Origin of the sequence: Chryseobacterium sp. C39-AII1 (assembly GCF_039672645.1) — a bacterium.
Classification (GTDB): Bacteria; Bacteroidota; Bacteroidia; order Flavobacteriales; family Weeksellaceae; genus Chryseobacterium.
On sequence record NZ_JBDFPQ010000005.1, the window covers coordinates 27,872 to 54,112 of the forward strand.

The window sequence follows — 26,241 nt, forward strand, 5'->3', positions numbered from 1 at the left end:
TTTCCCTCTAATTAAAAACAAAAAACACATTTAGTTTAAAAAAAATTAAACAACGCAGAATCTAAGTAAAAATAAATAAGATCGGAGGTGAAAGAACCGGTCTACAGTTTGAAATAGCTGTAAAAAGTAAAAATTGAAAGTAAAAGTTCTTGGTTAAAAGAGTCCCGAAGGGACGATTTAAATCAGGATAGGATGACAAATCCTGTCAAAAAAAGCAAAAAATCGAAAGTAAAATGAGCAAAAAGAGAGTTTTAATCAGTGTTTCTGACAAGAGCGGATTAATCGAATTCGCACAGTTTTTGGAAGCCCAAAATTATGAATTGATTTCTACCGGAGGGACGTTCAAACATTTGAAAGACGCTGGTTTAAATCCAATTCAGATTGATGAGGTTACCAATTTCCCTGAGATGTTGGACGGAAGAGTGAAAACATTACACCCGAAAGTTCACGGTGGTTTGTTGGCGGTTCGTTCAAACGAAGAACACATGAAAACAGTTCAGGAGCACGAAATTGGTCTGATTGACATGGTAATCGTGAATCTTTATCCTTTCTTCGAAAATGTAAACAAAGACATTTCTCTTCACGAAAAGGTAGAATTTATCGATATCGGAGGTCCTTCAATGCTTCGTTCTGCAGCGAAAAATTTTGATTCTGTTACGGTAATTACTGATGTTGAAGATTACGCAGCAGTAAAAATCGAAATGGAGCAAAACGGTGACACGTACATCGAAACTCGTAAAAAACTGGCAGGAAAAGTATTCAACCTTACTTCTGCTTATGACGGAGCCATCTCAAGAATGCTTTTGGAAGAAGATTATCCAACTTATTTGAATGCTTCTTACAAAAAAGTTTCTGACCTTAGATACGGTGAAAACCCGCATCAAACGGCAGCTTACTACGTTTCTACTTTCGAAAACGGTGCAATGAAAGATTTCGAACAATTGGGAGGTAAAGAATTGTCTTTCAACAATCTTCGTGATATGGATCTTTGCTGGAAAGTAGTAACGGAATTCAAAGAAGAAATGGCTTGTTGTGCAGTAAAACACTCTACACCTTGTGGAGTTGCGATCGGAACATCAGCTTTGGAAACGTATACAAAAACTTTCGAATGTGATCCGGTTTCTATCTTTGGCGGAATTGTTGCAATGAACTACAAAATCGATGCAGCAACAGCAGAAGAATTAAACAAAACATTCCTTGAAATCGTTATGGCTCCTGAATTTGATGAGGAAGCTTTAGAAATTTTAAGAAAGAAGAAAAATTTAAGAATTATAAAAATTGTAAACCCTGTTTCTGATAAACAGACTTGGGTGAAAATTGATGGAGGAATTTTAGTTCAGGACAACGACAGCATCTTCTCAGATGATATTAAAGTGGTAACTGAAACTCAGCCTACAGAAGAGCAGAAAAAAGCATTATTATTCTCTCAGAGAGTAGTAAAATATGTAAAATCTAATGCAATTGTAGTTTCTAACGGAATTCAGGCTTTCGGAATCGGAGGTGGACAGGTAAACAGAATCTGGGCAACTCAACAAGCGATTGAAAGAGCTAAAGAGAAATTCACAGGAGATTTAGTATTGGCTTCTGATGCGTTTTTTCCTTTCCGTGATGTTGTAGATTTCTGCGCTCAGGAGGGTATCACAGCGATCATCCAGCCGGGAGGAAGTGTAAAAGATCAGGACAGCATCGAGGCGGCTAACGAGCATAAAATCCCGATGATGTTTACTGGAATTAGACATTTTTTACATTAATTAAAATAGAATTAAAAAATATTTTTGAGATTGTATTTATACCATCCAAAATTATATATTTGTAGAAATTAGACTAGATAATAAATAAAGTATGAGAATATTAATCATAGGTGAAGGTGGAAGAGAATCTGCTTTAGCATCAAAACTACAGAATGACCCGAGAATTTCTAAAATGTTCTTTGCTAACGGAAATGCGACTACTGATGTAATTGGGAAAAATGTTCATTTATCAGAGATTAAAGAACTTAGAGATTTTGCTATTAAAGAAAAAATAGATCTTACGATCGTAGGTCCGGAAGCTCCGCTTGTGGCAGGTTTGAAGGATGAATTTAAGAAGCATGATCTGAAAGTTTTTGGTCCTAACCAGAAAGTGGCAAGCTTAGAAGGGAGTAAGGCTTTCTCTAAAAAGTTTATGCAGACCTATGATATCAAAACAGCGAAAGCAGTAGTTTTTGATTCATACAATGAAGCGAAAGAATACATTCAGACTCAGGAATATCCTTTGGTAATCAAAGCAAGTGGTTTAGCAGGTGGAAAAGGTGTTGTTATTTGTGAAACATTGGAAGAAGCTGATGCTACGATCCATGATTTCATGATCAGAAGAATCTTTGGAGATGCCGGAATCCGTGTGGTAATTGAAGAATACTTACAAGGTTTTGAAGCTTCTATTATTGCGTTCTCAAACGGTGAAAAACTATATCCTTGTATCGCGGCTAAAGATTATAAAAAAGCAGGAAACGGAGATACAGGCCCTAACACAGGAGGTATGGGTACGGTAGCACCAAGCCCTGAATTTACAGCTGAGCACTATGCAGATTTTGAAAAAAATATTCTTGAAACTACTTTAAAAGGGCTTAAAGCTGAAGGTTTCGGTTTCAAAGGAATCATTTTCTTCGGATTGATGGTGACGAAAAAAGGGACTTATCTTTTAGAATATAATATGAGATTCGGTGATCCTGAAACTCAGGTATTGATGGCTTTAATGGAGAATAATCTTCTTGACGTTATTCAGGACTGTATGGATGGAAAGGAAATCGAGCTTAAGTTTAAAGACGAAAAAGCAGTTTGTCTGGTAATGTGTTCTGGAGGTTATCCAAGAAATATTGAGACTGGCTTTGAGATTACAGGTGAAGATAAAGTTCAGCACAGTAATCTTTTATACGCAGGAGCAATTAGAAAGGCAGACAAAGTAGTTTCAAACGGTGGTAGAGTTCTGAACATCGTAGCTACTGGCGCTACTTATGACGATGCCCGCAAGAAAGTTTATGAAGACGCAAGTCATGTACATTTCGATTACGGTTTCTACAGAGACGACATCGGAAAGTTTTAAAATAAAATCATGAAAAAAGATTTGGAGCAATCCAGGTCTTTTTTTGTAAAGATTTCATCATTGAAAAGATTTTCATCAATAGGATTGGGCTTTAGCCCGATTAATGAAAATAGAAATCGAATTGGCTTTAGCCAAAACTTAAAAGATTAATTAAAAAATATTTGAGTTAAATTTTAATTTAAAATAAAACCAATTTTTTTCATTCCGTAGGAATCTCTACTGCAATGATAAAAATTTTAAATAGCTTAGATTCCTAAGGAATGACAAACACTCTTTTTAAAGGTTTAAAACAATTAAAAACTCATCATTTATCAATCATCATTTATCAATTATAAAAATGAACAACGGTATTATCATATTAGATTTCGGATCACAGTACAACCAGCTTATCGGAAGAAGAATCCGTGAGATGGGAGTGTATTCTGAAATTTTGCCTTTCAATACACCCTTAGAATCAATTTTAGAAAAACAGCCGAGAGGGATTATCCTTTCAGGTGGACCAAGTTCTGTCAACGCAGAAAATGCACATTTAGTTCAGAAAGAATTATATGAGCAGGGAATTCCTGTGTTGGGAATTTGCTACGGAATGCAGTTAACGGCACACCTTTTAGGCGGGAAAGTTCATAAAGGAGTAAAAGGTGAGTACGGAAAAGCACATTTAGAAATCGTAAAAGAATCTTCTTTATTAAAAGGAGTTACCAATAATTCTGTGGTTTGGATGAGCCACTTTGATGAAGTAGGAGAATTGCCTGCAGGTTTTGAATTAAATGCAAAATCAGGAGTTATTGCTTCGATTTCAAATGAAGAGAAGAAAATTTTCTGTGTACAGTTTCATCCGGAAGTTTCTCACACTGAGGAAGGTGGGAAAATGTTAGAAAATTTCGTTTTTGCAATCTGTGACGCAGAGAAAAACTGGAAACTGACCAATTATATTGATAAAACAGTAGAAGAAATCCGTGAAAGAGTAGGAGATCAGAAAGTGATCCTTGGACTTTCAGGAGGTGTAGATTCTTCTGTTGCGGCAGTTTTGATCCATAAAGCAATCGGCGATCAATTGACTTGTATCTTCGTTGATACAGGATTATTGAGAAAAGACGAAGGCAAAAAAGTAATGGATAATTACGGGGAACATTTCCACATGAACATCAAGTTGGTAGATGCTAAAGAAAGATTCCTTTCAAAGCTTGCTGGAGTTGATGATCCTGAGGCGAAAAGAAAAATCATCGGAAACGAATTTATTCATGTTTTTGATGAAGAATCTCATAAAATTGAAGGAGCAAAATTCTTAGCTCAAGGAACAATTTATCCTGATGTTATTGAAAGTCAATCGGTAAATGGTCCTTCAGCAGTGATCAAATCTCACCACAATGTTGGTGGACTTCCGGAAGATATGGAGTTTGAATTGCTTGAGCCTTTGAGAGAATTATTCAAAGACGAAGTAAGAAAAGTAGGTGAAGAATTGGGAATTCCTCATCATTTGGTACACAGACATCCTTTCCCTGGTCCTGGTTTGGGAATCAGAGTCTTAGGTGCTGTTGATGAAGAGAAAGTAAGAATTCTTCAGGAAGCTGATGATATTTTCATCGAGGAATTATACAAAAACGATTTGTATGAGAAAGTTTCTCAAGCTTTTGTAGTTCTTCTTCCTGTAAAATCTGTCGGAGTAATGGGTGATGAAAGAACGTACGAATACACTGCTGTGGTTCGTTCTGCAAATACCATCGACTTTATGACTGCAACTTGGAGCAGACTTCCTTACGAGTTTTTAGATACAGTTTCAAGTAGAATTATCAACGAGGTAAGAGGAATCAACAGAGTAGCTTACGATATTTCAAGCAAACCACCTGCAACTATCGAGTGGGAATAATTTTTGACTTGAATTTTACATATAAATCCTGCCTTTTGGCGGGATTTTTTTGTTACCAATCTTACCAATACTTAGAAAATAAACTGGTATTAAAAAAATTAAACCATTTAAAAGATAAAGTATTATTTTTCGATTGTGTTGATGAATAATGTAAAAATTAATAATCAAAATTAATAGAATCACAGGAATGAATTCAAGAAAGAAATCTGTTTGAAAATACATTGATATTAATAAGTAGATCAATGATATTGCGATATTAATTATTGATATTTTTTTCATCGGCTTGAAATTACCAAATTTTTATCGATCCATAATGATTATTAGCTCCTTCAATTGTCAAAGTGAGTGTATCTTTTAAATAGGGTGTTTTGGAATATCCCCAAACGACATCCGAACTATCTAATTTCTCAATACTTTCTTCGGTAAAATATAAAACGATAGAATCTTTTAGATTTCTTTCATAGCTAATATTGTAAGAAAAATTACTATTACTCCAAATTCGAGTATCTTCCATCGAATGTTTTCCATAAGAAAAACCTCTTTCTAAATAGGGTTTAAATTGGAAATTTTTAAAATTAGCTGAATCAATGATCTTATAATTTAATTCCTTTACAAAAACCTTTCTACTTTTAGAATCTTTGATACTTGAGGTTCTCCCTCTATATTTCCATTTTCCGTATCCATACCATCCAACAGAACTGGAGATATATGGTAAAGCAAGAAATATAATTAAAATGATGATAGCTGAAACTATAATTTTTTTCATAAAAATTAAAAGCGTTTTATTAAAAAATAAAATCAGAGAAAACTTTAGAATAATCTTCACTGAAAAAGAATATTCTGCTTATTCCGTTATATCTTGCCTTTACAAATTTAATATGTTCGTAGGATTGCTTTTCTATTAGATAAAAATCATCAAGAATTTGTTTGGTCAATTTCTTTACACTTTCATCTTTAGCTATATTATTTCGGAATTTATATAAACTTATCAATTCATTTATAGGCAATGGACGATTTGTAAATGAAATATCAAAAATTTCCATTTCAGAATCGTACTCTTGAATTTTACTATAAATTAATTCTTTCATTTATTCTGTTATAAGTTTTTTCCCTAAATTTAAGTAAAAATACATCAAATGCAAATAGAAACAAGACCGCTCTCCGTTCAGGATTATGATGAACTGGTCATCACAATGAAACGCGCTTATCCTCAAATGTCGGAGTCGATATGGTCAAAAAGGAGCATAGAAAAACTCACCAAAATGTTCCCGAAAGGGCAAATTTGTATCACGGTCGATGGTAAACTGGCGGCTGTAGCACTTTCCATTATTGTGAATTATAACGAGTTTGGAGACGATCATACGTATAGTGATATTACAGGGAATTATACTTTCAATACACATTCTTCCACAGGCGATGTTCTGTACGGAATCGAAGTTTTTGTAGATCCGGAATACCGTGAGCTTCGTCTGGGAAGAAGATTATATGACGCGAGAAAAGAACTTTGTGAATTATTGAATTTAAAATCTATTGTCTTAGGCGGAAGAATTCCCAATTATCATAAACATAGTGATGAATTGTCTCCAAGAGAATACATCAGAAAGGTAAGAGACAAAGAAATCTATGATCCGGTGCTATCTTTTCAGCTTTCCAATAATTTTCTACCGATAAGGGTTATGAAAAAATATCTGCCTGAAGATGAGTCTTCCAAAGAAAATGCCGTGCTTCTTCAATGGAATAACATCTATTACAGCAAAAAGCCGAACACGATGCAGGACAGCATTATCCGTTTGGGATTGGTGCAGTGGCAGATGAGGCATTTTAAAGATATTCACGCTTTTTATGAGCAGGTAGAATTTTTCGTGAACGTAATGGGAGATTACAAGTCTGATTTTGTTCTGTTCCCGGAATTATTCAATACACCATTATTAGCGCCTTTCAACAAACTTTCCGAGCGCGACAGTATGATCGAGCTGGCAAAATTAACGGAAGAAATCAAAGATAAAATTTCAAGTTTGGCGATTAGTTATAACGTCAATATTATTTCCGGAAGTATGCCTGTTTTTGAAAATAACGAACTGTATAATGTGAGTTATCTTCTTCATCGTGACGGTAGAATTGATGAATATAGAAAAATTCACATCACTCCGAATGAAAGAAAATACTACGGAATGAAAGGCGGAAACGAGATCAGAGTTTTTGATACCGATTGCGGAAAAATCGGATTGGTGATCTGCTATGATGTCGAATTCCCTGAACTGCCAAGGATTTTAGCGGATCAGGGCATGAAAATTTTATTCGTTCCTTATTTAACGGATACCCAAAATGCTTACATGAGGGTTCGCCATTGCGCCGCTGCGAGAGCTATTGAAAACGAATGCTATGTTGCGATTGCTGGTTGTGTAGGAAATCTTCCGGGAGTTAATAATATGGATATTCAGTTTGGTCAGGCTGCGGTTTTCACCCCATCAGATTTTGCTTTTCCATCCAATGCTGTGAAAGGGGAGGCCACTCCAAATACAGAAATGACACTCATTGTAGATGTCGATTTGAACTTATTGAAAGATCTTCATTACAATGGTTCGGTTCAGGTGATGAAAGACCGAAGAAAAGACCTTTACGAAACTTATCTCAGATAAAACAAAAACCGGAATCAACTTGCATTCCGGCTTTTTTTTATGTCAGTTTGAATTAAACTTGCGGACAAAGAACATCCCGGCAATAAATCCCCGGACAGGTTGGTTTGCCATCATCAGGGCAAAAAAAGTTAGAACAGTTAGGCACGATTACACTTCCTGTAATTTTTTTAAGATCTTCTCTTGAATTTGATTTTTTTGTTTGAATTTTTCATGGTTTAGTTATTGTATTATTGTAAATATAATATTTTTATTCAACAATTGTGAGTTTTTCATTTTCTTTAAAAGACTTAATTATATTTAAGGTAGAATCCTCCAGACTGGTTCTCTTTAATGTAAGAGCAAAATAGAGTTTATTCTTAATAATAACCTCATTTATTTCATCAATTAATATTTTCTTATTGTTTATTAATATGTATTTTAATGTTGTCAACTGTAGTTGAGGGTCAACAAAATTACCAGTGATAATATAGAGATCCCTGCTTGCTATGTTAAATGAGCTTTTTATGTTGAAATTATTCATCTGAATCAGAAAATCGTGGATTATATTTATAGTTTTGTGGTACTGGAATTTTCTTCAAAATTATACCATGAGCAATGGTACTATCAAGTCTTTTTCCTCCGTAAATCAATAATGTATCTTCTAGTATCATGTGAAAATCGCGGTAACAATTTTCACATTTAAATATAGTATCTTTTGAAAGTTTGTGAATAATAATTAATTCGCTTGGGAAAATTCTATCAGTATAATTATCATAAGTATAGCCTTCAATTTTATAGCTTCCAGTTTCAATTTTCTTATAAAATAGTTTATGCTCATTACATGAAAGTAAAACTAATGAGATAAATATTAATCTTAGACTTTTTATCATTTTAATTGAAAATTTTCATATTTATTTAGTTTCGTAAATGTAAATATTATAGAAAGTAATAGTGCATCCTCATAACTATAAGCTGTAACTCCACAACCTAATTGTATGGTTGATGGAATTTTTTCGGATGGAATGAAGCGAAACCAAAAACGAATTAATTTGATCATCTTTTTTAGGATAAATATAAAGTTTAATATTAATTTATGGAGATGAATTTAATTTAAAAAGTGAATGGTATAGGAATAATTTTTGGAGTAATTTGCATTCACATTTATAGAGTATGTTTGATAAGCAACAGAGAAAGCTGAAAAGGTCTGCCAGATTGATTTCCGTATTGAGCAAATATGGTTTTAAAGATATGCTGGCGAGAATGAACGGTGGAAATAAGCAGGAACAAATGGTTTCCGAAAATCCTGATGAAATTGTTTCTAAAGGAACGGTTTACGAACGTATCAGATTGGTTTTGGAGGAACTCGGACCTACTTTTGTAAAGCTCGGTCAGACATTTAGCAACAGGGAAGATTTGCTTCCTGCAGAGCTTATTCAGGAGTTACAAAAACTTCAGGATAAGGTAGAAACCGTTGATATGAATGTAGAAGAAATTCTGGAAAACGAATTGAATATCTCCGTGAAAGAACATTTTGCAGAAATTGAGGCAAAACCTTTGGCAACCGCTTCTATCGCTCAGGTTTATAAAGGAACTTTGCTTGATGGAAGCGAGGTGATTCTGAAATTGAAAAAACCTGATGTTCAGTCAGTCATTGAAGATGATTTGTTGTTGATTAAGGATTTGGAAAAGCTGGTTTCATCCTATTCTGAAATGGGTGAAAAACTGAATCTGAAACAGGCTATTTCTACTTTTGAAAGATCTTTGCTGGAAGAGGTTTCATTAATTAATGAAAAGGAAAATATTCTTCAGTTTAAACGAAATTTTAAAAATAATAAAGAAACGTATGTTCCCAAATTATACGAAGAATTTTCTAACAATAATGTTCTTTGTATGGAATTTATTGATGGAATAAAAGTAACAGATAAGTCAGTTCTTTTAGCCAATAATATTGATCCTGTGAAAGTTTCTGAAGTTGGTTTACGACTTTTTGTAACCCAAATTATGGATTTTGGCTTCTTTCATGCCGACCCTCACGCGGGAAATATTTTAGTTAAAAAAGACGGAAAAGTGGTTTTTATAGATTTTGGTGCGGTAGGAAAAATTCCGCCAAAAGATAAGGAAGATCTTGAAAATTTAATTGTAAGCTTCGTAGCTAAAAATCCGCATAAAATTGTTCGGTATTTGAAAAAAATGTCCTTAAGCTATGAAATTCCGGATGAAAGGAGATTTGAAAATGATGTGGAAGATATTCTGAATTTCGTTCACAGTACTTCATTAAAAGAAATCGATGCGCAGGAGATCATTAATAAAATGAAAGATGTTTTGGCGGATAACCGACTTCAAATGCCTGATTATTTCTATCTTTTATTTAAAGGAATTACTTTAATAGAAGGGGTTGGACGAAATATCAATCCGGATCTGGATGTGGTAAAAAGTTTAAGTCCGTTCACGAAAAAAATCTTTGCGCGAAAGATCAGTCCGCAGAATCTTTTTAAAACCGGTGTCGACAGGGTAATGAATTTTACGGATAATGTGGATGAAATTCCCAGAGAACTCCGTTCTGTTTTGCAGAAATTAGACGAAAATAAATTCACCGTTTCCAGCGAAATAAAGAATATTGAAAAAACGAATCAACTCATAAAATCAAGTATTGTCAATTTAATTTTAGCGATGATCTTAGGAGCTAATATTATTGCCACAGCCATTGTTTTTGTTTCAGAATCGGGACCTAGAATCGGAGAAATGTCACTTGTGGCAGTTCTTGGTTTTGCTTTTTCAGTTCTGCTTGTGATTATTATTTTACTAAGAATTACTAGGAAATAGATTAAAAAATAACCTTATGAGAATACTTATTTTATACATATTTACATTTTGTTCTTCCTTATTATCTGCTCAATCTGAAAAATCAGATGGTCTCTCGGGAGACTTCAATGGTGACGGAAAAAAAGAATTCGCCTACGTAAAAGTGAGCGATTGTAATGATGATTGCGACGGAGTTTGCGAGACCACCATTTATTTCAGTGATAAAAGTATTCCGTCATTTAAAATTTCTCCCGCTAACAGCGGAACTCTATACACCGTGGGCGACTTAAACAATGACGGCAAAGACGAAATTGCTTTTTATCCCGGCTGGTGTACAAGCTGCTGGCATCCGTTGTATGTGTATACTTACAAAAAGAATGCATGGGAACCTTTAGTTTCACCAATCTCCACGCATTGTTCTCAATGGGAAGAAGATAAATTCCCGATTAAAAAAGATCCTAAGAAAAAAGGATACGTGATTATAACTTCAAGTGTCTGGAAAGATGATGATATTAAAATTATTAGCAAAAGCGTGAAGATTAATTAAAAATATTTGAGATGCTGCGACTGCGCTCAGCATGACAACGCTAGTACTAATCCCTATTTTATATTGTATTATTTACATTAGTTTGTATATATAAATAATATGAAATATACTCTGCTGGAGGTTATCGAGGCATTTTATTTTCAAACATAAAAACTTCCATCATCCATCTTCAAACTTCCTGCTAAAGTTTAAAAAATTAATTACCTATCTTTGCAAAATGGAAAAACTCACTTTTGCAGATTTTGACCTTCCGGTTAAAATTCTTGATGTTTTAGCGGATCTTAATTTGTTTGAACCAACACCAATTCAGGAAAAAAGTATCAAACCGATACTTTCAGGAAGAGATGTGATGGGAATTGCACAAACAGGAACCGGAAAAACATTAGCTTATCTTTTACCTGTTTTAAAGACGTGGAAATATAATAAAACCGGGAATCCAACGGTTTTGGTATTGGTTCCTACGAGAGAATTGGTAGTGCAGGTAACGGAAATTGTTGAGAAATTAACGGAAAATATCACGGCAAGAGTGATCGGAATTTATGGTGGAAAAAATATCAATACACAGAAATTGTTATTTAACGATGGATGTGATATTTTGGTAGGAACACCAGGGAGGGTGATGGATTTGGCGATTGATAATGCAATCTCTTTAAAAGAAGTTCAGAAACTGATTATTGATGAGTTTGATGAAATGCTGAACTTAGGTTTCAGACCGCAATTAACGCACATTTTCGAAATGATGAAGGAGAAGAGACAGAATATTCTGTTCTCTGCAACCATGACGGAAGCGGTAGATGATATGTTGGATGAATATTTTGCGAATCCGGTTGAAATTTCTTTGGCAAAATCTGGAACTCCGCTTGAAAAAATTGAACAAACTGCTTATAAAGTAGAAAATTTTAATACTAAAATTAATTTACTTGAAAATTTATTGAAGAACAATGCGGATATGTCCAAAGTGTTGATCTTTAATAATAATAAAAAGCATGCTGATCTATTGTTTACAAAGATTGATGAGCTTTTCCCTGAACAGTTTGATGTTATCCACTCGAATAAATCTCAAAACTACAGATTAAAAGCAATGAAAAGCTTTGAAAATGAAGAACTAAGAGGTTTAATTACAACCGACGTAATGGCGAGAGGTTTGGATATTTCTAATATTACGCACGTAATTAACTTTGAAACTCCAGATATTCCTGAGCAATATATCCACAGAATCGGTAGAACGGGTAGAGCCGATAAAGACGGAAAGGCAATTACTTTCGTTACCAAAAAAGAAGAACCTTTGATTCTTGATATTGAGGTGTTGATGGATAAAGATTTAAAATTCATAGATTTCCCTGAAGAAGTGAAAATTAATCCTAAAAAGATTGCTTCGGAAGAAGATCAGGTGGTGATGAAAAATCCGGCACAGGTGAAGTTGAATGAAGGTGGAGGCGCTTTCCACGAAAAGAAAGCAAAGAACACCAAAGAAAACTGGGGTGGTCCTTCAAAAAGAAAAGCTCCGAAAAAATTTGGAGCTAACAGAGCACAACAAAAAGCAATTTCGAAATCGAAAAGAAAGAAATAAAAAAGTCCCTCAATTTGAGGGACTTTTTTGGTTTTATGCTAGAAAGTTTATTTTGTAAGGACAATCATTATTTTGTCATCAATACCGTCGCCATCCTCGTCGTCGTAATCTGTAACGATTTGGATTTTATTGTTGGTGTGACTTATAACTTCTTGTTCTTCGCCGTCGATGGTTATTCTTTTCTTGTCATAATTATAAGAATATTGCACTGTATGGGTTCCTAAATTGGAGCATGCTCCAGCACCGTTTTCATCATAAATGGTTGCTACCATAGATCCGTTTGATTTAAAATCGAACGTACTTTTCTTATAACAGGTAGAAGCATTTTCTGTATCTATTACATTTCCTGTTTTACCAGATACGGTAATGGTTTGTGAAGGTCTCCAAGTGCCTATAATTGATGGATTGTCATCGTTGTCATTGCTGCATGAGCTAAAAACGAATCCGGCAGAAAGCGCCAGAAATAATAATTTCTTCATGGTTTAAATTTAGTTTTTAAGTGGCGCAAAGAAATAAAAAAATCTGAATAATGACAAATAAATTTTTGCCATGAAGTCTAAAAAAACAAAAAAACTCTCAATTTGAGAGTTTTAGAATTTATTTTTAAAATAAATAATTATTTCATGTAAGGATTCATCACATTCGTCCAGATTTTATAACCTTCTGGTGTCATGTGAAGCATATCTCCTACGAAAAGATCTTTTCTAACTTTTCCATTCGCATCTTCCATTGCTTTTGTAATGTCGATGAATTTTGAGTTAGGTTGTTTTTCCATAAAAGCTTTGATAATCTGGTTGGCTTCTTTCATTTGAGGCCAAAGTTTTTCGCGGCTCGGAGAATATTTGATAGAAATATAATCTACTTCGATATTAGGAAATTTCTCACGAACTTTTTTGTAAAAAGCAACGTATCTGTTGGTTACTTCTTTCACCTTTAATTTATCATCGTCAGCAAAATCATTTTCACCACAGTAAATGATGATTTGCTTTGGCTGATAAGGGCTTAAAAGATCCTCAGAATAAGTATTCAAATCTATTAATCTTGATCCTCCAAAACCTCTGTTGATGATGGTTTTAGTAGGGAAATAACTGGCAACATCTGTCCATTTTGTGAAAGATGAGCTACCAATTAAAAGAATAGCATCTTTAGGAGGTGCTGTCTCTTTATCAAGTTTTTTAAAATTTTGAATGTCTTGCCAATACATCGGTTTTTTTTCTTGTGAAAAGAAAAGGGCAAAAGTCAGCAATAAAAATGCTGAAAGGATCTTCTTCATTGTTAATAATTTAAAAATTAATATTATTCTCACTAAAAAACTCCCGAAGCCTTCGGGAGTTTTAGGTTTTTTATCTTACATAATTTATATAGATATAATCAAGCTTTCCATCTCCATCATAATCCTGCATGTCATCTTTATCTTGTAATTCCATCATTCTCAATTCTTTGCTTGTAAGAACTGTAACTCTGTACTTATCATCATCTTCATTTTTGAATTTCAAAGTAAGATCCTTTGTTTCTTCATTGTAAGTGTAGGTACCCTCACTCGTTGCACTTACCTGACAATCTGCTCCTCCTGTTCCTGTATAGGCAGTATATTTAGCATAAAGATCTGTTCTGAAAGTAATAAAACTCTTAGCTTCACATCCTGTAATTGTATCTGTAGTAATTACTGTTTTATTGTCTTTTCCTGAAACATACTCTATTTTGCTTACCTTCCAATCGCCCTTCATGATGTCTAATTCATAAGCTTTAATATTATCATCTTCGCAAGAAGTAAGTGCTAGCGCGGAAAAGGCAAATAAAAGTAATTGTTTTTTCATTTTTACAAATTTAAGAATATGCTAAAATATAAATAAATTTGAAATATCTCTAATGAAATTCAGGTTTTTTAAACGAATGTTTGTAAAAAATATAATTTGAGGATTTGAGGATGGAAGGGGGGAGCTGGAAGCCTTGCGGATTCCTTGATGTAAATAATCTCAATGATTAAAACTTCCCGCATCCAACTTCCTGCATCCTTCTATATTAATAACTCATTTCCACAATTTTATAAGCATCTTGTGGTGTAAGATTTTTATGTTCTCCAAGACCTAACCAGTTTCTTTCTGTAAAGGCTTTTTCCACTCTTTCCGCTGTTCCGTTGAAATCTTCTGTGTATTCTGAAAGTTTAGTCTGAATATGCAGGCTGTGGAAGAATTCTTCTAATTTTTTAATTCCTAATTCTGCTTTTTCTTCAACAGATCCTTCTTTCACACCCCAAACTCTTTCTGCGTATTGAGCTAATTTCCCTTTTTTAGCTTCAAAATTATAACGGTAATGAGAAGGCGCGATGATTGCCAGTGTTCTTGCGTGATCGATTCCGAAATAAGCCGTTAATTCGTGCCCCATTGCATGAACTGCCCAATCCGTAATAACTCCTTTCTGAATCAGTCCGTTCAAAGCCATGGTACAGCACCACATGAAGTTTCCGGCCGCGTCATAATTAAAATCATCTGCCAATACTTTTGGTGCCGTTTCCTGTAAGCTGATCAAAATACTTTCAGCAATTCTTTCTTGCAAATCTGCAGAAGAAGGTGCCGTCATATACTGTTCCAAAACGTGAGTGTAAGCATCTGTAAGGCCATTCACGATTTGGTTTTTAGGAATAGTTCTTACCACTTCAGGGTCTAAAACTGAAAATTCAGGGAAAAGTCCGGGACCGCCCGAAGATAATTTTTCGTTGGTTTCTCTTCTAGAAATCACATATCCGGAATTCATTTCAGAACCTGTTGCAGGTAATGTTAAAATACTTCCGAAAGGCATTCCTTCACCTTCAAAAGTTCGTACAGGTTTTGTCAGGATTTCCCAAGGCTCACCTTCATAATTGGCTGCAGCAGAAAGGAATTTCGTTCCGTCGATCACAGAACCGCCACCTACAGCCAGAAGATAGGTGATATTATTTTCTTTAATGAAGTTTAAAGCATTAATTAGCACTTCATATTCCGGATTGGCAGGAACGCCGCCAAATTCATATAAATCGTGATCTTTCAAAGCTGCTTTTACTTGATCGTAAACGCCATTGTTCTTGATACTTCCGCCACCATAGATCATTAAAATTTTAGCATCTGTAGGAATTTCTTTTGAAATTTTAGCAATTTCACCTTTCCCGAAAAGTATTTTTGTTGGATTTTTAAATTCGAAATTAAGCATTGTTCTTAAATTTTTGTAAGCCAAATTTACGGAAAGCATCACGAAATTTAAGTTAAGAAAGTTTTAAAATTAATATCATTATTTTTTATATAAACTATTAGCTTTTTAGCATGAAAAATAACCACAAAAGTGTTAGAAATTACTCTTGTGGTTATTAATTTATAAAAGATAATCTTTATTTTTTCGGAAGTAAATATTGAACTGCTTCGGGACCTTTAATATAAGCGTAAATGCTAAATCCGATGCCACACACGATAATAGCAATAAAATAGGTAACGATGATTAATCCAAAAATTCCAAGAACACGTAAAATGATGGTTTTCAACGAACGTTCGTTATAAAAACCTTTGTAAAACCAAATCAGCATGAAAAAACTTCCGGCAAATAAGATGAAGCTGGTAAAAATGGCAAACAAGTGAATATCATCTCGTATAAAAAACAGAATAGGATACACAAAAATGATGTTGCAAATATTGTAATATGAAAGTACAAAGGCGTTCATCACGACATGTTCATAATAATTCTGCCCCCATTTCATAAATACCGTTTTGGATAAAAGGGCAAAAAACGGAACCAGCAATAGCATAAAAATGGAATTATAACTGTTTAGAGTTGCCATAAAATCTGTCATTATGGTAGAATTCGGTGTGTATTCTTCGTAAAATGCTTTAAGCACTTTTTCAAAATGAATAATCTTGTATGAAATAAATGCAGAAATACCACTGAGAACAAAAGCGAGAAGTATCGGTTTGTAATGATTAACACGGTTTCCGTCAATAAAATCTTTTGCTGTTTTTCCCGGATTTTTAAGAATATTTTTTACCGAGTACAGAAATCCTTTATTGGTGTGAAGAAAAGTATACTGAACTTCATCTAACACATATTTTCTGTTGATTCTTTTGTACTTTTTCTGCCCGCAATTGCCACAGAAATTAGCTGTAATCATTTCATTACAGTTGAGACAAATATTTTCCATCGTTATTTGTTTTTTTGTGAATTTATTTTGAATCTCTGCTTTTTATTTCGTCTTTTATTTGCTTTAAAACAGCAAGACTTGGGAGTAAAGATCCGAAACATGCAACGGAAATAGCCGCCAATGCAGGTTTTTTAGAGGTAATGGAAACATACAGAAGAATGCAGCAGGTAAGAACCATAAAACTTCCCAAAACAATAACAATTATTTGACTGTTTTTCTCTTTCGCTTTAAGTTCATCTAAACTCAGTTCGTTTAATTTTTTAGTTTTCATAGTTTTCGAAGGTTATGGAAACGAAACTACAAAAAAATACTTAAAATATAAACTTAAATCATCCAACTATTGAATATATAACCATAAATTATAATTCAATTTACCTTTTTACTGTAAATTTTTTATTGTTACAATCTAAAATTAAGGTTGAATTGATAAAGATTTTATTTCCCAACATTCCTTCCATTCCGGAACTTTTCATCAGGAATTTCTGAATTTTGGAGGTACCTTCGATATATGTAATTTCTGAAAGCTGTAAAACAGAATTGGCGATTTCAAGTTTTTGGTTTGCAGCCGATGTTTTTATTGTTAACGTATTTCCCCAGGCATTTCCTCTTTCATGTTTTTCAGTGCTGTTTGGAATTTTGTATTGATTCCAGCCTTCTAAATTGGTGATGAGCTCATAGCCGCTTGTTCCGGAATCATACATGAGTTTTAGTGTTTTATTTCCAATTTTTGCAGGAAGTAAAATTTTTCGTTTTTTAAATTCAAAATCAGAAAATCCTTCTTCATTGATGGTTTCTGTAAATGAACAAACTGTATTCTTGAAATCTAAAATAATAATTCTTTTTTCCAGCAGATCACTGCCGATGGTTCCTATAATATTCACTGCTTCGGAGTCTTTACAATTGATTTCATTTCCATAATTTATCACTGAAAAATCAGAAGACGTAATCTTCATTTTGTTTAAATTAAAATCTGAAAATATTTCGTTAAATTTTTTATTCAGAAAAAATATTTTCTGAATAGATTCTAATGGTTTCTGATAAAAAACAGTCGTCGGCGTTCCCGTATCGAGCTGCATATAAAATGTATTATCAATGTTTTTTAAATTAACAGGAAGCAGCAAAGCAGAGTAATTATTCTCACCATCCTTAATCCATTTTATAGGAATATTTCCTGAATTTCCTGAAACGGTAAGTGTGTTGATCGGCGGCGTAAATTTTTGATTAAAATAAATATATCCGCCAATGAACAGCAGACTAAAAATAATGAATACAGTAAGAGTAATTTTTTTGAAAGTTTTCATTTCGCTTTTTTATGCAAGATTCGCTTTTCTGAATAGGTTTTGCAGCAAAAAGGATATGACAATCATATGACAGTTCTGTGACTTTGATTATAAAAAGTTGATTTTTAGTTTAATATGTAAGTCGTTTTTCTTGTTCAGGCTTATTCCATTTATCATCACAATCGCGACTTTCAAACATAAAAACAGAAGTAAAGGAATCATAAAAACAGGAATTTTTAACGAAAATAATTTTTGGATAAACGGACTGATGATCATTATAACTGACATTACAATTGCCAGAATAATCTGAACAGCGACAATGTTTTTGCCTAATTCTCTATTCCTGGGTTCCGTCGTTTTATATGTTAAAATCATCGGGAAAATAATGCCGCCAAACGGAATGATTATTCCAGCCAACGCAGAAAGATTAATCAATTTTGCTCTGGAAACATCAATAATTTCTTCTTTTATAAAAATGTTTTCGGTAGTTGTTTCTAAAGCTTTTGCCAGAGATTTTAAGGTAAAGCCTTTGGGGATATTTCCTGATTCAATTCGTTGGACGGTTCTTAAGGAAATTCCTGCTTTTTCTGCAAGCTCAGTCTGAGTTAAGTTTTTACTTTCTCTCAAAAATTGAACCTGGTTTTTCATGGTGAAAATAATTAGTTTTTAATTTTTAAACTTATGGTTCTTTTTATCAAACGTCAGCTCGAGTGATTTTTCGTAAAAAAGTGAAGAAAAATTGTATCGAGAGCTTTTAATAAATTATGGATTTACACATGCTGAACTTTTGAAATAAATTCCATTGCTTTTACTTTCTAATTTTCCGGTTTTTCTATTGATTTTAACTAAAAAAGATTCTTTGGTTTGAGGACAACTTTTGGCTTTAGATAAATATAGCGTAATGTTCTGATTATCTATTTTATAAGAACCTCCTGTTTTATCTGTAGAATCGAAACTATAGCCATAGGTTTTTGCTAATAAAAGTGCTTCGGGAAGATTATTGATGGTTCCTATAAAATCTCTCAATTGCTGATCGCTGGAAAAATATTTAGATTGACTGTTTTCACAGGCCAAAATGTAAGAAAAACATCTGTTGCCGATGCATTCCTGAAAAAAACCTTTTTCGGGTGCGGGATCATTAAGCGTCATCAAAACAGGCATCTGGCTTTCATAAATAATTGATTTGTCGGGATCCGGATCGCTGTCATTACGAAGAACCGACCAATATTCATATTTTTTATCCGGAACAATGAAAGGGTAGAGCAGATCTACATTATCCAGGATTTCCGGAATTTTTTTGAAATCAGAAGGAATCGTTTGCTGCCCGAAAACAAAACCTGATAACAGCAAGGCGATCGGAAAAAATAATTTCATGCTTTTGTTTTTGCAAATATACCCATGTCAAAATTTATTCCAACACGATTTTATAATATCCTTTTTCGTCTGTTACGTCAATGCCCACGCCGGTAAATGTCAGTTTATTGATCTGGTAGCCGTCACAACCGCCTTTAAATTCAGAAGATTGAATGGAGAAATTAAAATTTTTAACGTTAGAATGAAAAGTATAGTTTTTTGTTCCGTTATAAGCACCTACATTTTCTAAAACAACTTTATCATCAGATGTTTTGGTCAATTGTATTCCCGATTGATTTTCTTCAATGGCGGAAAATGTGGTAAGCGTCCCATTGGTAATTAAGTTTTCATCATTGGCATTCACGAATTCAAAAATGATGGGAAATGGAGCATTGTAGCAATCTTCACCACAAGAGGTGAAAAGAAAAGTGATGATGAAAAAGAGGAATATTTTTTTCATTAGATTAATTAATTTCATATTGATTATTTACTTTGGCTTTTATTTTATCTTGAAAAGGAATAGCAATTTCATCATTATTAAATAGTCTGTAAGAAGAGAGAATATCGTGGGCACATGATCTGATTTTCCAGTTTTCATCTTTGGTCATTTTTACCATTTTTTGAATGATGGTGTTACTTCTGTTAATATCTTTTTCGCTTAACCAAAGATCAATAAATATAAGGGCTTTTAGCCTTATCTTATCGTTTGAATGACTAAGTTTATGATATAAAAAATCAACAACTTTTTTTGAATTGGATGAATATTCAACGTCGCAGAAAATTTCGTCAAGAATATCAAATATTTTATCAGAATCAGGATTTTTTTCAGCAATTTTAAAAAGTCTGATAAACTCATCGGAGAGAAAATCGATCCAATTTTCAGAGTCTTCAGACAAAGCGTAATAAATAGATTCTAAATTACTTTCTTCAACTTCTGAGATGCTTTCACAGTATTTTATTAATTCTTCAGGACTATTTTTGGCAAGAAACTGTATGTTTTGAATGTTTTTACTAAGTTGCTTTTCTTCCAAAGAAAATAAATCGCTAAACTTCAAAATATTTTCAAAAACTGAGAAATCAGATTTTATTTCTTGGTTGAGATGATTTCCAAAATTATTTTTATTCAACCTGTTTCTATACAATTTGAGATATTGTACAATGAAATAATCCGGAGTGTCTAAATCATCAATCTTAAATTTAATTGTCTTTCTTTTATAATTAAAAGATAAATATTTTACAACATATTTAGATTGCGAATGCCCTGAAGATTCTTCTGTTGTAATTATTTTTTCATTTTTAATCTCAATCCACATCATTTTTTCAGAATGTAATGTGATTCCGGTTTCATTGATAATCAATACTTCTTTATGACTGAATTTTGCAAGTGTTTTTAAAAGTTTAATGAGATAATAAATCGCCAGATATAAGCTTATTGCAACAAATAGATAATCTCTTCTTTCATATTTTTTGTAATCAAATCCCACCAAGCTGATGAGATAAGCTCCCATTATTATTAATATAAAATATCCCAGTAAATTTCTGGTCAATGATAATTTAGAATGATGAATTGTAACTCCGGAGGAACCGGAATTCAGCTTTATCAAAACATTTTTGTTCTTATTATACAAATATTCTGAGATGGCAAACAGTACAAAAATGAGGCAACCTATTGCAAGTATAATAGTGAAAATAGGCTGATGGTTAATAAAATAAGCAGCAATCCCCAGACAAATAATCGCGAATAGAGAAAACAAAAAAGTACTTATGTTTTGCTTTATCATAGTTATTAAAAATTTTAACGAAGATACATTTTAAACTCAACTATAAAAAAGAGTGCGAAAAAAATTATATATCAACATGTCAAATATCAAAATGTTAATGTTTTAAGATAAAACTTACAAATTTTAATTATTTTTAAACTAAAGTTCATTTGAATTCAAAACAAAATCTCCTACATTTGTTATATGATACACGACCAACGCGCAGAAAAATTCAGGCAGATTGTGGAAAATAAGTTCCAGATCTATAATTCATTATTTATGAGCCTGCCTTATGATAAAATGACGAATATCGGGATGCTTCTCCCGTTTCTTTGTGAGGAAAGTAAACTCGGCTACGAAGCCGGAAAAACGCCCGAAGAAATTGTAGAAGAATTCTTTAAAAACCATACCGATTTACAGACCGAAGAGCAGAAACTCGAATTGCTTTTTAAAATCATACAATATATTGAAAGACAGGTGGTTTTGTTTGATAGTATTGAAGACGCGGCTTTCCCGAATCTTCACTCTGAAAGTGATAACGGAACGGTAACCAATCTTTTCGAACGTTCACATCAGGATCATAAACTGGAGAAAGTGCGTGAAAAACTAAAAGATTTTGCGATCAAAATTGTCTTCACCGCTCACCCGACGCAGTTTTATCCAAATTCTGTACAAAGAATTCTTCATGATCTCAGAAATGCGATCACGACAGATTCCATCACAAGTATCGATATGCTCTTGCAGCAATTGGGAAAAACACCGTTTGTAAACAAAGAAAAACCAACTCCGATCGATGAGGCGTTAAGCATTATCTATTATTTGAGATATGTATATTACGACACAATTGGCGAATTGTTTACCAAAATAAAAACAACATTCGGAAGCGATCATTTTCATCTGCATGAAGATGTGATTCAGCTGGGATTCTGGCCGGGAGGTGACCGCGATGGAAATCCTTTTGTGACGGCAGATGTTACGAAAAGAGTAGCTGAAGAGCTGCATTCAGCGATTTTAAAAGCCTATTATAATAACCTGAAAACAGTCAGAAGAAGGCTCAGTTTCAGAGGGGTTTCTGATGTTCTAAAAAAGCTGAGCGATGAACTGTATGGTGCCATTTTCAGAAATGAAAAGATCACAGCTGAAGATATTATCAAAAGAATTGATGAAGCCGAAAAGATTTTGGTGGAAGAGCACAATTCTCTATTTATTGATTCCTTGGTTAACTTCAGAGACCGTGTGAAGATTTTCGGAACGCACTTTGCAACACTGGATGTTCGCCAGGACAGCAGAATTCATCAGAAAGTGATTGACGTTGTTTTTGCTAAAATTAACGGAACTTCTGATGCCACCTATGAGGAAAAATTCAATCAGTTAATTCAGATTTCAGATAAGGTGAATCCTGATGATTTTGAAGATATAGTAAAAGATACATTGTTAATGGTTTCTCAGATCACCGAAATCCAGCAATTGAATGGCTTGAGAGGAATGAACCGTTATATAATTTCTAATTCTGATGCGGTGAAAGACGTGATGAATGTGTATGCATTTTTCAAGGTTTGCGGCTATCAAGATGAAGAAATTAATATGGATATTGTTCCGCTTTTCGAAACGATGGAAGGTCTTGCCAATGCTGAAAATGTGATGAATGAGCTTTATCAGAATCCAGTTTATAAAAAGCATTTAGCAAAAAGAGGAAATCAGCAGACGATTATGCTAGGTTTCTCGGACGGAACAAAAGACGGAGGTTACCTGAAAGCCAACTGGGAAATTTATAAAGCGAAGGAAGTTTTAACACAGCTTTCTGAACAGAACGGAATTAAAGTCGTATTCTTCGACGGTAGAGGCGGACCTCCCGCTAGAGGCGGTGGCAAAACCCACGATTTCTATGCTTCTCAGGGTAAAACAATTGCCAATAATAAAATTGAATTAACCATTCAAGGGCAAACGATCACCAGTATTTTCGGAAATAAAGAACAGGCAAAATATAACTTCGAGCAGTTGTTGACCGCCGGAGTGGAAAATGATGTTTTCAAAAATGCAAAGAAAGATTTAACAGAAAAAGAAAGAGCGCTAATCATTGAATTGGCAGAGATCAGTTATAAAAAATATTCGGATTTAAAGGCGCATCCGATGTTTGTTCCTTATTTGCAGGAAATGAGTACGCTGGAATATTACGGAAAAACAAATATCGGGAGCCGACCTTCGAAACGTGGTGGCGACAGCGAGTTGAAGTTTGAAGATTTAAGGGCAATTCCGTTTGTGGGATCTTGGTCACAACTGAAGCAGAACGTTCCGGGATTCTTCGGTTTCGGATTTGCCATGCAGCAGTTGAAAGAGCAGGGAAGATTTGATGAAGTGAGAGAACTATATAAAGGTTCGGACTTCTTTAAAACATTAGTTCTGAACTCTATGATGAGTATGAATAAAACGTACTTTCCGTTGACGTATTATATTAAAAACAATCCGAAATTTGGTGCGTTTTGGAATGTTTTATTTGATGAATATACCTTGTCAAAGGAAATTATGCTGGAACTGACTGGCTTTAAAATGCTTCAGGAAGAAGATCCGCTTTCCAGAAAATCGGTGAAAATCCGTGAGAGAATTGTGTTGCCGCTGCTAAGTATTCAGCAATATGCTTTAATGAAAATTCAGAAAGGAGAAGGCGATCTGGAAGCATATGGAAAATTAGTAACGCGATCGCTGTTTGGGAATATTAATGCGAGCAGGAATTCGGCTTAATAGTTATATATGAGAAACTTACTGTATTTACCATTTGTGGCGGCTGGATTATTTTTATCAGTTGCCTGTAAAGATTCAAAGGAAAATAAACTGCCTTCTTCGGCAAAAAACGAAGCTTTGTCTTTAGAGAAGGTAATAGAAGATCATGTTGAAACAGTAAAAACAAATAAGGAGCCCAATAGTTTTATTCCGAAAGGCTTTGTTCTTTTTGAAAAAGTGAACGGTGATCTCAATAATGACGGACTTGAAGACTGTATTTTAATCATCAAAGGAACAGAAAAAAGCGAAATTATTCAAGATGAATATCGTGGAAAATTAGATAGAAACCGCAGAGGAATTATCGTTCTTTTGAAAACGAAAAATGGAGATTATCAGTTGGTTACTGAAAATGACAAATGCTTTTCATCGGAAAATGAAGAGGGCGGTGCTTACTATGCTCCAGAATTAATGGTATATGTTGAAAAAGGAAATTTATTTGTTCACTATGCGCACGGAAGATATGGTTATTGGAAGTATACTTTTAGATCAAAAGATTCCGATTTTCAGTTGATAGGCTATGACGCAAGTAATGATAACGGCCCTGTGGTAAATAACGAAACAAGTATTAATTTTTTAACGGGAAAAAAGCAGGATAAAGTGAATACAGATCCAAATGCTGAAAGTGGTGAAGAGGTTTTTGAAGAAAAATGGAGTAAAATTCCTGTCCGAAAGCCCATTATGTTATCAGAAATTAAAGATTTTGATAATTTAGAGTTTTAAAAATATTTATATAATATAAAACCTCTCAATTTTGAGAGGTTTTTCAATTTATTCCTTGATGAATTTTTCATAATACATTTTATCTTTAGTCTGAACTTTCAAATAATAAACTCCATTTTGGAAGTAATCTACCTTAACAGATTTTTCATCTTTACTTTTCAGAATAAACCTTCCAAGATTATCATAAATTTTAAGGGAAATAATATCATTTTCGGAAGCTATATTTAAAATATTTTTAACAGGATTCGGAAAAATGCTTAATTTTTCTTTTTTAACTAATTCTGAAGTATTTAAAACACCATTATAAAAATTTCCAAAATTAAGAATTCCGTAACCCATCTGATCGGTATGATTTGGGTAAAGTGAAGCGGTTTGCTGTAATCTGGCTCTCATCTGATCTCTGTTCATAGAAGAAAAAGCCTGAAGAAGACAGGCAACGCCACCGGCTGCAATAGGTGTAGCAATAGAAGTTCCGCTTACTGACACCTGAGAATTATTATTTACCGTAGCCGCAGCACTTCCTCGAACGCTTCCGTTGGGTTTAATTATGCCTAAAGAATTCGGTCCGAAAGAAGAAAAATCTGAAGGATTTCCGCTGGAATCTACAGAACCGATGGAAAAAACTTTTGTATTATCTGCCGGAGTTGTTATATAATGCCACGGCTGAGCACCCGAATTTCCTGCGGCAATTAGCACGAAAATTCCTTTGTTAACTGCAATTTCTGCCGCTCTTGCGATAAATGATTTTGTACCATTCATATCAGAATAGGTATAGTTATACCTCGAATCATCAAAAGTAGAGTAGCCTAATGAAGTTGTTATTAAATCAACTCCCTTTCGGTCGGCTTCTTCCGCAGCTTCAATCCAATACAGTTCTTCTTCTGGAACTTCAACAGTAGCATTTTCGCTTCGGTACAAATAAAAGTCGGCATCGGGCGCAGATCCCACAAATGAATTTTCAAGATAACCGCCAATTGCTCCTAAAACAACGGTTCCATGGTCAAGCAATGTGGGATTGTAGATATTGGAAGATTTAGCTACGAAATCATAACCGCCTTTGATCTGATTGTTATTTCTGATTCTTGAAAATGCCGAACCTGTATCTACAGTTGGGAATCCGGCATCAATCACGGCAATAGTAACGCCAGTTCCTGTATAACCTGCCAGATGTAACGGTCTTAAATTAATCTGATCAATTTGTGCAGAACCATTTCCGTAATCAAAAAGGGTTTGGATTTTATTGGTAGTTGAGGTTTCCTGCCATTTATTTTGATGTGCAATTTTGGTTCCTCCATTAGAATTTTTGGCAAAACTTTCAACACTCTGAACATAAGGCTGAGATTGAAGGGTGGTAATTTGAGCAGTGGTTGCATTCACAGCGACTCCATTTAGCCATTTTGAATAATCTGTTACGGTAAAACCTAGATTCTGAATATTTTGAATGTATGATTGTTCAATCGGAGCATCCTGATCATTCAATGAAATTCCTAATGTTGAACGTCTGTTGAGGGATTTTTGAGACAGCTCAGAAAGCGGGTTGGCATAGAACGCAGCCTTGTTTGGTTTATCATTAAAATAAACAAAAACCAGCTGTGTTTGCGCAAAAGAAGTGGAATAACCCGTTAAAAGACAAAAGAGTAAAAGTTTTTTCATATTTTTCTTTTGCATAAAGATAAAACAAAATCAATAAAATTTTTAAAAGG

25 protein-coding genes are annotated in these 26,241 nt (G+C 33.9%); 10 read left to right on the forward strand and 15 right to left on the reverse strand.

The window, feature by feature from the left end:
• Positions 1-233 precede the first annotated feature (233 nt).
• From purH to guaA, 4 genes are all read left to right on the forward strand, one after another.
• Positions 234-1,751 (forward strand): bifunctional phosphoribosylaminoimidazolecarboxamide formyltransferase/IMP cyclohydrolase, encoded by a 1,518-nt coding sequence (purH, locus tag ABEG63_RS09830; protein WP_267405405.1) that lies wholly within the window; start codon positions 234-236, stop codon positions 1,749-1,751.
• A gap of 91 nt (positions 1,752-1,842) precedes the next feature.
• Positions 1,843-3,081, forward strand: a complete 1,239-nt coding sequence (gene purD, locus ABEG63_RS09835) for a phosphoribosylamine--glycine ligase (RefSeq protein WP_346584395.1) — start codon at positions 1,843-1,845, stop codon at positions 3,079-3,081.
• Between the two features lie 9 nt (positions 3,082-3,090).
• Positions 3,091-3,231 carry a hypothetical protein gene (locus ABEG63_RS09840; RefSeq protein WP_346584397.1) on the forward strand — a complete coding sequence of 47 codons (141 nt, stop codon included), beginning with the start codon at positions 3,091-3,093 and terminating at the stop codon, positions 3,229-3,231.
• Positions 3,232-3,418: 187 nt separating this feature from the next.
• Positions 3,419-4,948: a glutamine-hydrolyzing GMP synthase gene (gene guaA / locus ABEG63_RS09845; protein ID WP_346584398.1), complete on the forward strand. Its 1,530-nt coding sequence runs from the start codon at positions 3,419-3,421 to the stop codon at positions 4,946-4,948.
• A 289-nt stretch (positions 4,949-5,237) separates the two neighbouring features.
• Here guaA and ABEG63_RS09850 read toward each other — a convergent pair whose 3' ends face one another.
• Positions 5,238-5,714: a hypothetical protein gene (locus tag ABEG63_RS09850; RefSeq protein ID WP_267405402.1), complete on the reverse strand. Its 477-nt coding sequence runs from the start codon at positions 5,712-5,714 to the stop codon at positions 5,238-5,240.
• Between the two features lie 19 nt (positions 5,715-5,733).
• Positions 5,734-6,036 carry a hypothetical protein gene (locus ABEG63_RS09855; RefSeq protein WP_267405401.1) on the reverse strand — a complete coding sequence of 101 codons (303 nt, stop codon included), beginning with the start codon at positions 6,034-6,036 and terminating at the stop codon, positions 5,734-5,736.
• Between the two features lie 48 nt (positions 6,037-6,084).
• On the opposite strand from ABEG63_RS09855, the gene ABEG63_RS09860 reads away from it, so the two are divergent.
• Positions 6,085-7,587: a bifunctional GNAT family N-acetyltransferase/carbon-nitrogen hydrolase family protein gene (locus ABEG63_RS09860; protein ID WP_346584400.1), complete on the forward strand. Its 1,503-nt coding sequence runs from the start codon at positions 6,085-6,087 to the stop codon at positions 7,585-7,587.
• 512 nt (positions 7,588-8,099) lie between these two features.
• Here the strand turns inward: ABEG63_RS09860 and ABEG63_RS09865 are convergent.
• The gene (locus ABEG63_RS09865; RefSeq protein ID WP_346584401.1) at positions 8,100-8,456 is read right to left on the reverse strand and encodes a hypothetical protein; all 357 of its coding nucleotides are present in this window, start codon (positions 8,454-8,456) and stop codon (positions 8,100-8,102) included.
• 280 nt (positions 8,457-8,736) lie between these two features.
• Between ABEG63_RS09865 and ABEG63_RS09870 the strand changes: the two genes are divergently transcribed.
• The 3 genes from ABEG63_RS09870 (at position 8,737) to ABEG63_RS09880 (ending at position 12,485) form a co-directional block, all read left to right on the forward strand.
• On the forward strand, positions 8,737-10,389 hold the full coding sequence (locus tag ABEG63_RS09870; protein ID WP_346584402.1) for an AarF/UbiB family protein: 1,653 nt from the start codon (positions 8,737-8,739) through the stop codon (positions 10,387-10,389).
• 16 nt (positions 10,390-10,405) lie between these two features.
• Positions 10,406-10,915, forward strand: coding sequence for a VCBS repeat-containing protein (locus tag ABEG63_RS09875; protein WP_346584404.1), 510 nt, complete (start codon positions 10,406-10,408; stop codon positions 10,913-10,915).
• A gap of 217 nt (positions 10,916-11,132) precedes the next feature.
• Positions 11,133-12,485: a DEAD/DEAH box helicase gene (locus ABEG63_RS09880; RefSeq protein WP_346584406.1), complete on the forward strand. Its 1,353-nt coding sequence runs from the start codon at positions 11,133-11,135 to the stop codon at positions 12,483-12,485.
• Positions 12,486-12,532: 47 nt separating this feature from the next.
• Here ABEG63_RS09880 and ABEG63_RS09885 read toward each other — a convergent pair whose 3' ends face one another.
• The 11 genes from ABEG63_RS09885 to ABEG63_RS09935 all read right to left on the reverse strand — a co-directional run bounded on the left by ABEG63_RS09885 (position 12,533) and on the right by ABEG63_RS09935 (position 21,061).
• Positions 12,533-12,964 (reverse strand): lipocalin family protein, encoded by a 432-nt coding sequence (locus ABEG63_RS09885; protein ID WP_346584408.1) that lies wholly within the window; start codon positions 12,962-12,964, stop codon positions 12,533-12,535.
• A 137-nt stretch (positions 12,965-13,101) separates the two neighbouring features.
• Entirely contained in the window at positions 13,102-13,758 is a 657-nt protein-coding gene (locus ABEG63_RS09890) for a GDSL-type esterase/lipase family protein (RefSeq protein ID WP_267405393.1), read from the reverse strand.
• Positions 13,759-13,828: 70 nt separating this feature from the next.
• Positions 13,829-14,302 (reverse strand): lipocalin family protein, encoded by a 474-nt coding sequence (locus ABEG63_RS09895; RefSeq protein ID WP_346584410.1) that lies wholly within the window; start codon positions 14,300-14,302, stop codon positions 13,829-13,831.
• A gap of 205 nt (positions 14,303-14,507) precedes the next feature.
• Positions 14,508-15,671: an iron-containing alcohol dehydrogenase gene (locus tag ABEG63_RS09900; RefSeq protein ID WP_346584412.1), complete on the reverse strand. Its 1,164-nt coding sequence runs from the start codon at positions 15,669-15,671 to the stop codon at positions 14,508-14,510.
• A 175-nt stretch (positions 15,672-15,846) separates the two neighbouring features.
• On the reverse strand, positions 15,847-16,647 hold the full coding sequence (locus tag ABEG63_RS09905) for a DUF3667 domain-containing protein (protein WP_346584414.1): 801 nt from the start codon (positions 16,645-16,647) through the stop codon (positions 15,847-15,849).
• A gap of 22 nt (positions 16,648-16,669) precedes the next feature.
• Positions 16,670-16,918, reverse strand: a complete 249-nt coding sequence (locus ABEG63_RS09910) for a hypothetical protein (protein WP_326983020.1) — start codon at positions 16,916-16,918, stop codon at positions 16,670-16,672.
• A 100-nt stretch (positions 16,919-17,018) separates the two neighbouring features.
• Complete coding sequence (locus ABEG63_RS09915) at positions 17,019-17,948, reverse strand: hypothetical protein (RefSeq protein ID WP_346584417.1); 930 nt, start codon at positions 17,946-17,948, stop codon at positions 17,019-17,021.
• A gap of 87 nt (positions 17,949-18,035) precedes the next feature.
• Positions 18,036-18,575 (reverse strand): helix-turn-helix domain-containing protein, encoded by a 540-nt coding sequence (locus ABEG63_RS09920; RefSeq protein ID WP_346584419.1) that lies wholly within the window; start codon positions 18,573-18,575, stop codon positions 18,036-18,038.
• A gap of 114 nt (positions 18,576-18,689) precedes the next feature.
• Positions 18,690-19,301, reverse strand: a complete 612-nt coding sequence (locus ABEG63_RS09925) for a hypothetical protein (RefSeq protein WP_346584421.1) — start codon at positions 19,299-19,301, stop codon at positions 18,690-18,692.
• Between the two features lie 34 nt (positions 19,302-19,335).
• Entirely contained in the window at positions 19,336-19,740 is a 405-nt protein-coding gene (locus ABEG63_RS09930) for a hypothetical protein (protein WP_346584423.1), read from the reverse strand.
• A gap of 4 nt (positions 19,741-19,744) precedes the next feature.
• Positions 19,745-21,061: a hypothetical protein gene (locus tag ABEG63_RS09935; RefSeq protein ID WP_346584424.1), complete on the reverse strand. Its 1,317-nt coding sequence runs from the start codon at positions 21,059-21,061 to the stop codon at positions 19,745-19,747.
• A gap of 183 nt (positions 21,062-21,244) precedes the next feature.
• On the opposite strand from ABEG63_RS09935, the gene ABEG63_RS09940 reads away from it, so the two are divergent.
• Both ABEG63_RS09940 and ABEG63_RS09945 read left to right on the forward strand, forming a co-directional pair.
• A complete protein-coding gene (locus ABEG63_RS09940) occupies positions 21,245-23,779 on the forward strand; it encodes a phosphoenolpyruvate carboxylase (protein WP_346584426.1) in 2,535 nt (844 codons plus the stop codon).
• Between the two features lie 9 nt (positions 23,780-23,788).
• Positions 23,789-24,538, forward strand: coding sequence for a hypothetical protein (locus ABEG63_RS09945; protein ID WP_346584427.1), 750 nt, complete (start codon positions 23,789-23,791; stop codon positions 24,536-24,538).
• Between the two features lie 48 nt (positions 24,539-24,586).
• Here the strand turns inward: ABEG63_RS09945 and ABEG63_RS09950 are convergent, their stop codons facing one another.
• Entirely contained in the window at positions 24,587-26,191 is a 1,605-nt protein-coding gene (locus ABEG63_RS09950) for a S8 family peptidase (protein WP_346584429.1), read from the reverse strand.
• Positions 26,192-26,241: the final 50 nt, after the last annotated feature.

Bases quoted from the DNA above. Each gene is read 5' to 3' on its own strand.
- ABEG63_RS09915 (WP_346584417.1), bottom strand. From the start codon at position 17,948: ATGAAAACTTTCAAAAAAATTACTCTTACTGTATTCATTATTTTTAGT.
- ABEG63_RS09875 (WP_346584404.1), top strand. From the start codon at position 10,406: ATGAGAATACTTATTTTATACATATTTACATTTTGTTCTTCCTTATTA.
- ABEG63_RS09885 (WP_346584408.1), bottom strand. From the start codon at position 12,964: ATGAAGAAATTATTATTTCTGGCGCTTTCTGCCGGATTCGTTTTTAGC.
- ABEG63_RS09945 (WP_346584427.1), top strand. From the start codon at position 23,789: ATGAGAAACTTACTGTATTTACCATTTGTGGCGGCTGGATTATTTTTA.
- ABEG63_RS09895 (WP_346584410.1), bottom strand. From the start codon at position 14,302: ATGAAAAAACAATTACTTTTATTTGCCTTTTCCGCGCTAGCACTTACT.
- ABEG63_RS09910 (WP_326983020.1), bottom strand. From the start codon at position 16,918: ATGAAAACTAAAAAATTAAACGAACTGAGTTTAGATGAACTTAAAGCG.
- ABEG63_RS09950 (WP_346584429.1), bottom strand. From the start codon at position 26,191: ATGAAAAAACTTTTACTCTTTTGTCTTTTAACGGGTTATTCCACTTCT.
- ABEG63_RS09860 (WP_346584400.1), top strand. From the start codon at position 6,085: ATGCAAATAGAAACAAGACCGCTCTCCGTTCAGGATTATGATGAACTG.
- ABEG63_RS09840 (WP_346584397.1), top strand. From the start codon at position 3,091: ATGAAAAAAGATTTGGAGCAATCCAGGTCTTTTTTTGTAAAGATTTCA.
- guaA (WP_346584398.1), top strand. From the start codon at position 3,419: ATGAACAACGGTATTATCATATTAGATTTCGGATCACAGTACAACCAG.
- purD (WP_346584395.1), top strand. From the start codon at position 1,843: ATGAGAATATTAATCATAGGTGAAGGTGGAAGAGAATCTGCTTTAGCA.
- ABEG63_RS09920 (WP_346584419.1), bottom strand. From the start codon at position 18,575: ATGAAAAACCAGGTTCAATTTTTGAGAGAAAGTAAAAACTTAACTCAG.
- ABEG63_RS09925 (WP_346584421.1), bottom strand. From the start codon at position 19,301: ATGAAATTATTTTTTCCGATCGCCTTGCTGTTATCAGGTTTTGTTTTC.
- ABEG63_RS09890 (WP_267405393.1), bottom strand. From the start codon at position 13,758: ATGAAGAAGATCCTTTCAGCATTTTTATTGCTGACTTTTGCCCTTTTC.
- ABEG63_RS09855 (WP_267405401.1), bottom strand. From the start codon at position 6,036: ATGAAAGAATTAATTTATAGTAAAATTCAAGAGTACGATTCTGAAATG.
- purH (WP_267405405.1), top strand. From the start codon at position 234: ATGAGCAAAAAGAGAGTTTTAATCAGTGTTTCTGACAAGAGCGGATTA.
- ABEG63_RS09935 (WP_346584424.1), bottom strand. From the start codon at position 21,061: ATGATAAAGCAAAACATAAGTACTTTTTTGTTTTCTCTATTCGCGATT.
- ABEG63_RS09940 (WP_346584426.1), top strand. From the start codon at position 21,245: ATGATACACGACCAACGCGCAGAAAAATTCAGGCAGATTGTGGAAAAT.
- ABEG63_RS09905 (WP_346584414.1), bottom strand. From the start codon at position 16,647: ATGGAAAATATTTGTCTCAACTGTAATGAAATGATTACAGCTAATTTC.
- ABEG63_RS09850 (WP_267405402.1), bottom strand. From the start codon at position 5,714: ATGAAAAAAATTATAGTTTCAGCTATCATCATTTTAATTATATTTCTT.
- ABEG63_RS09865 (WP_346584401.1), bottom strand. From the start codon at position 8,456: ATGATAAAAAGTCTAAGATTAATATTTATCTCATTAGTTTTACTTTCA.
- ABEG63_RS09930 (WP_346584423.1), bottom strand. From the start codon at position 19,740: ATGAAAAAAATATTCCTCTTTTTCATCATCACTTTTCTTTTCACCTCT.
- ABEG63_RS09870 (WP_346584402.1), top strand. From the start codon at position 8,737: ATGTTTGATAAGCAACAGAGAAAGCTGAAAAGGTCTGCCAGATTGATT.
- ABEG63_RS09900 (WP_346584412.1), bottom strand. From the start codon at position 15,671: ATGCTTAATTTCGAATTTAAAAATCCAACAAAAATACTTTTCGGGAAA.
- ABEG63_RS09880 (WP_346584406.1), top strand. From the start codon at position 11,133: ATGGAAAAACTCACTTTTGCAGATTTTGACCTTCCGGTTAAAATTCTT.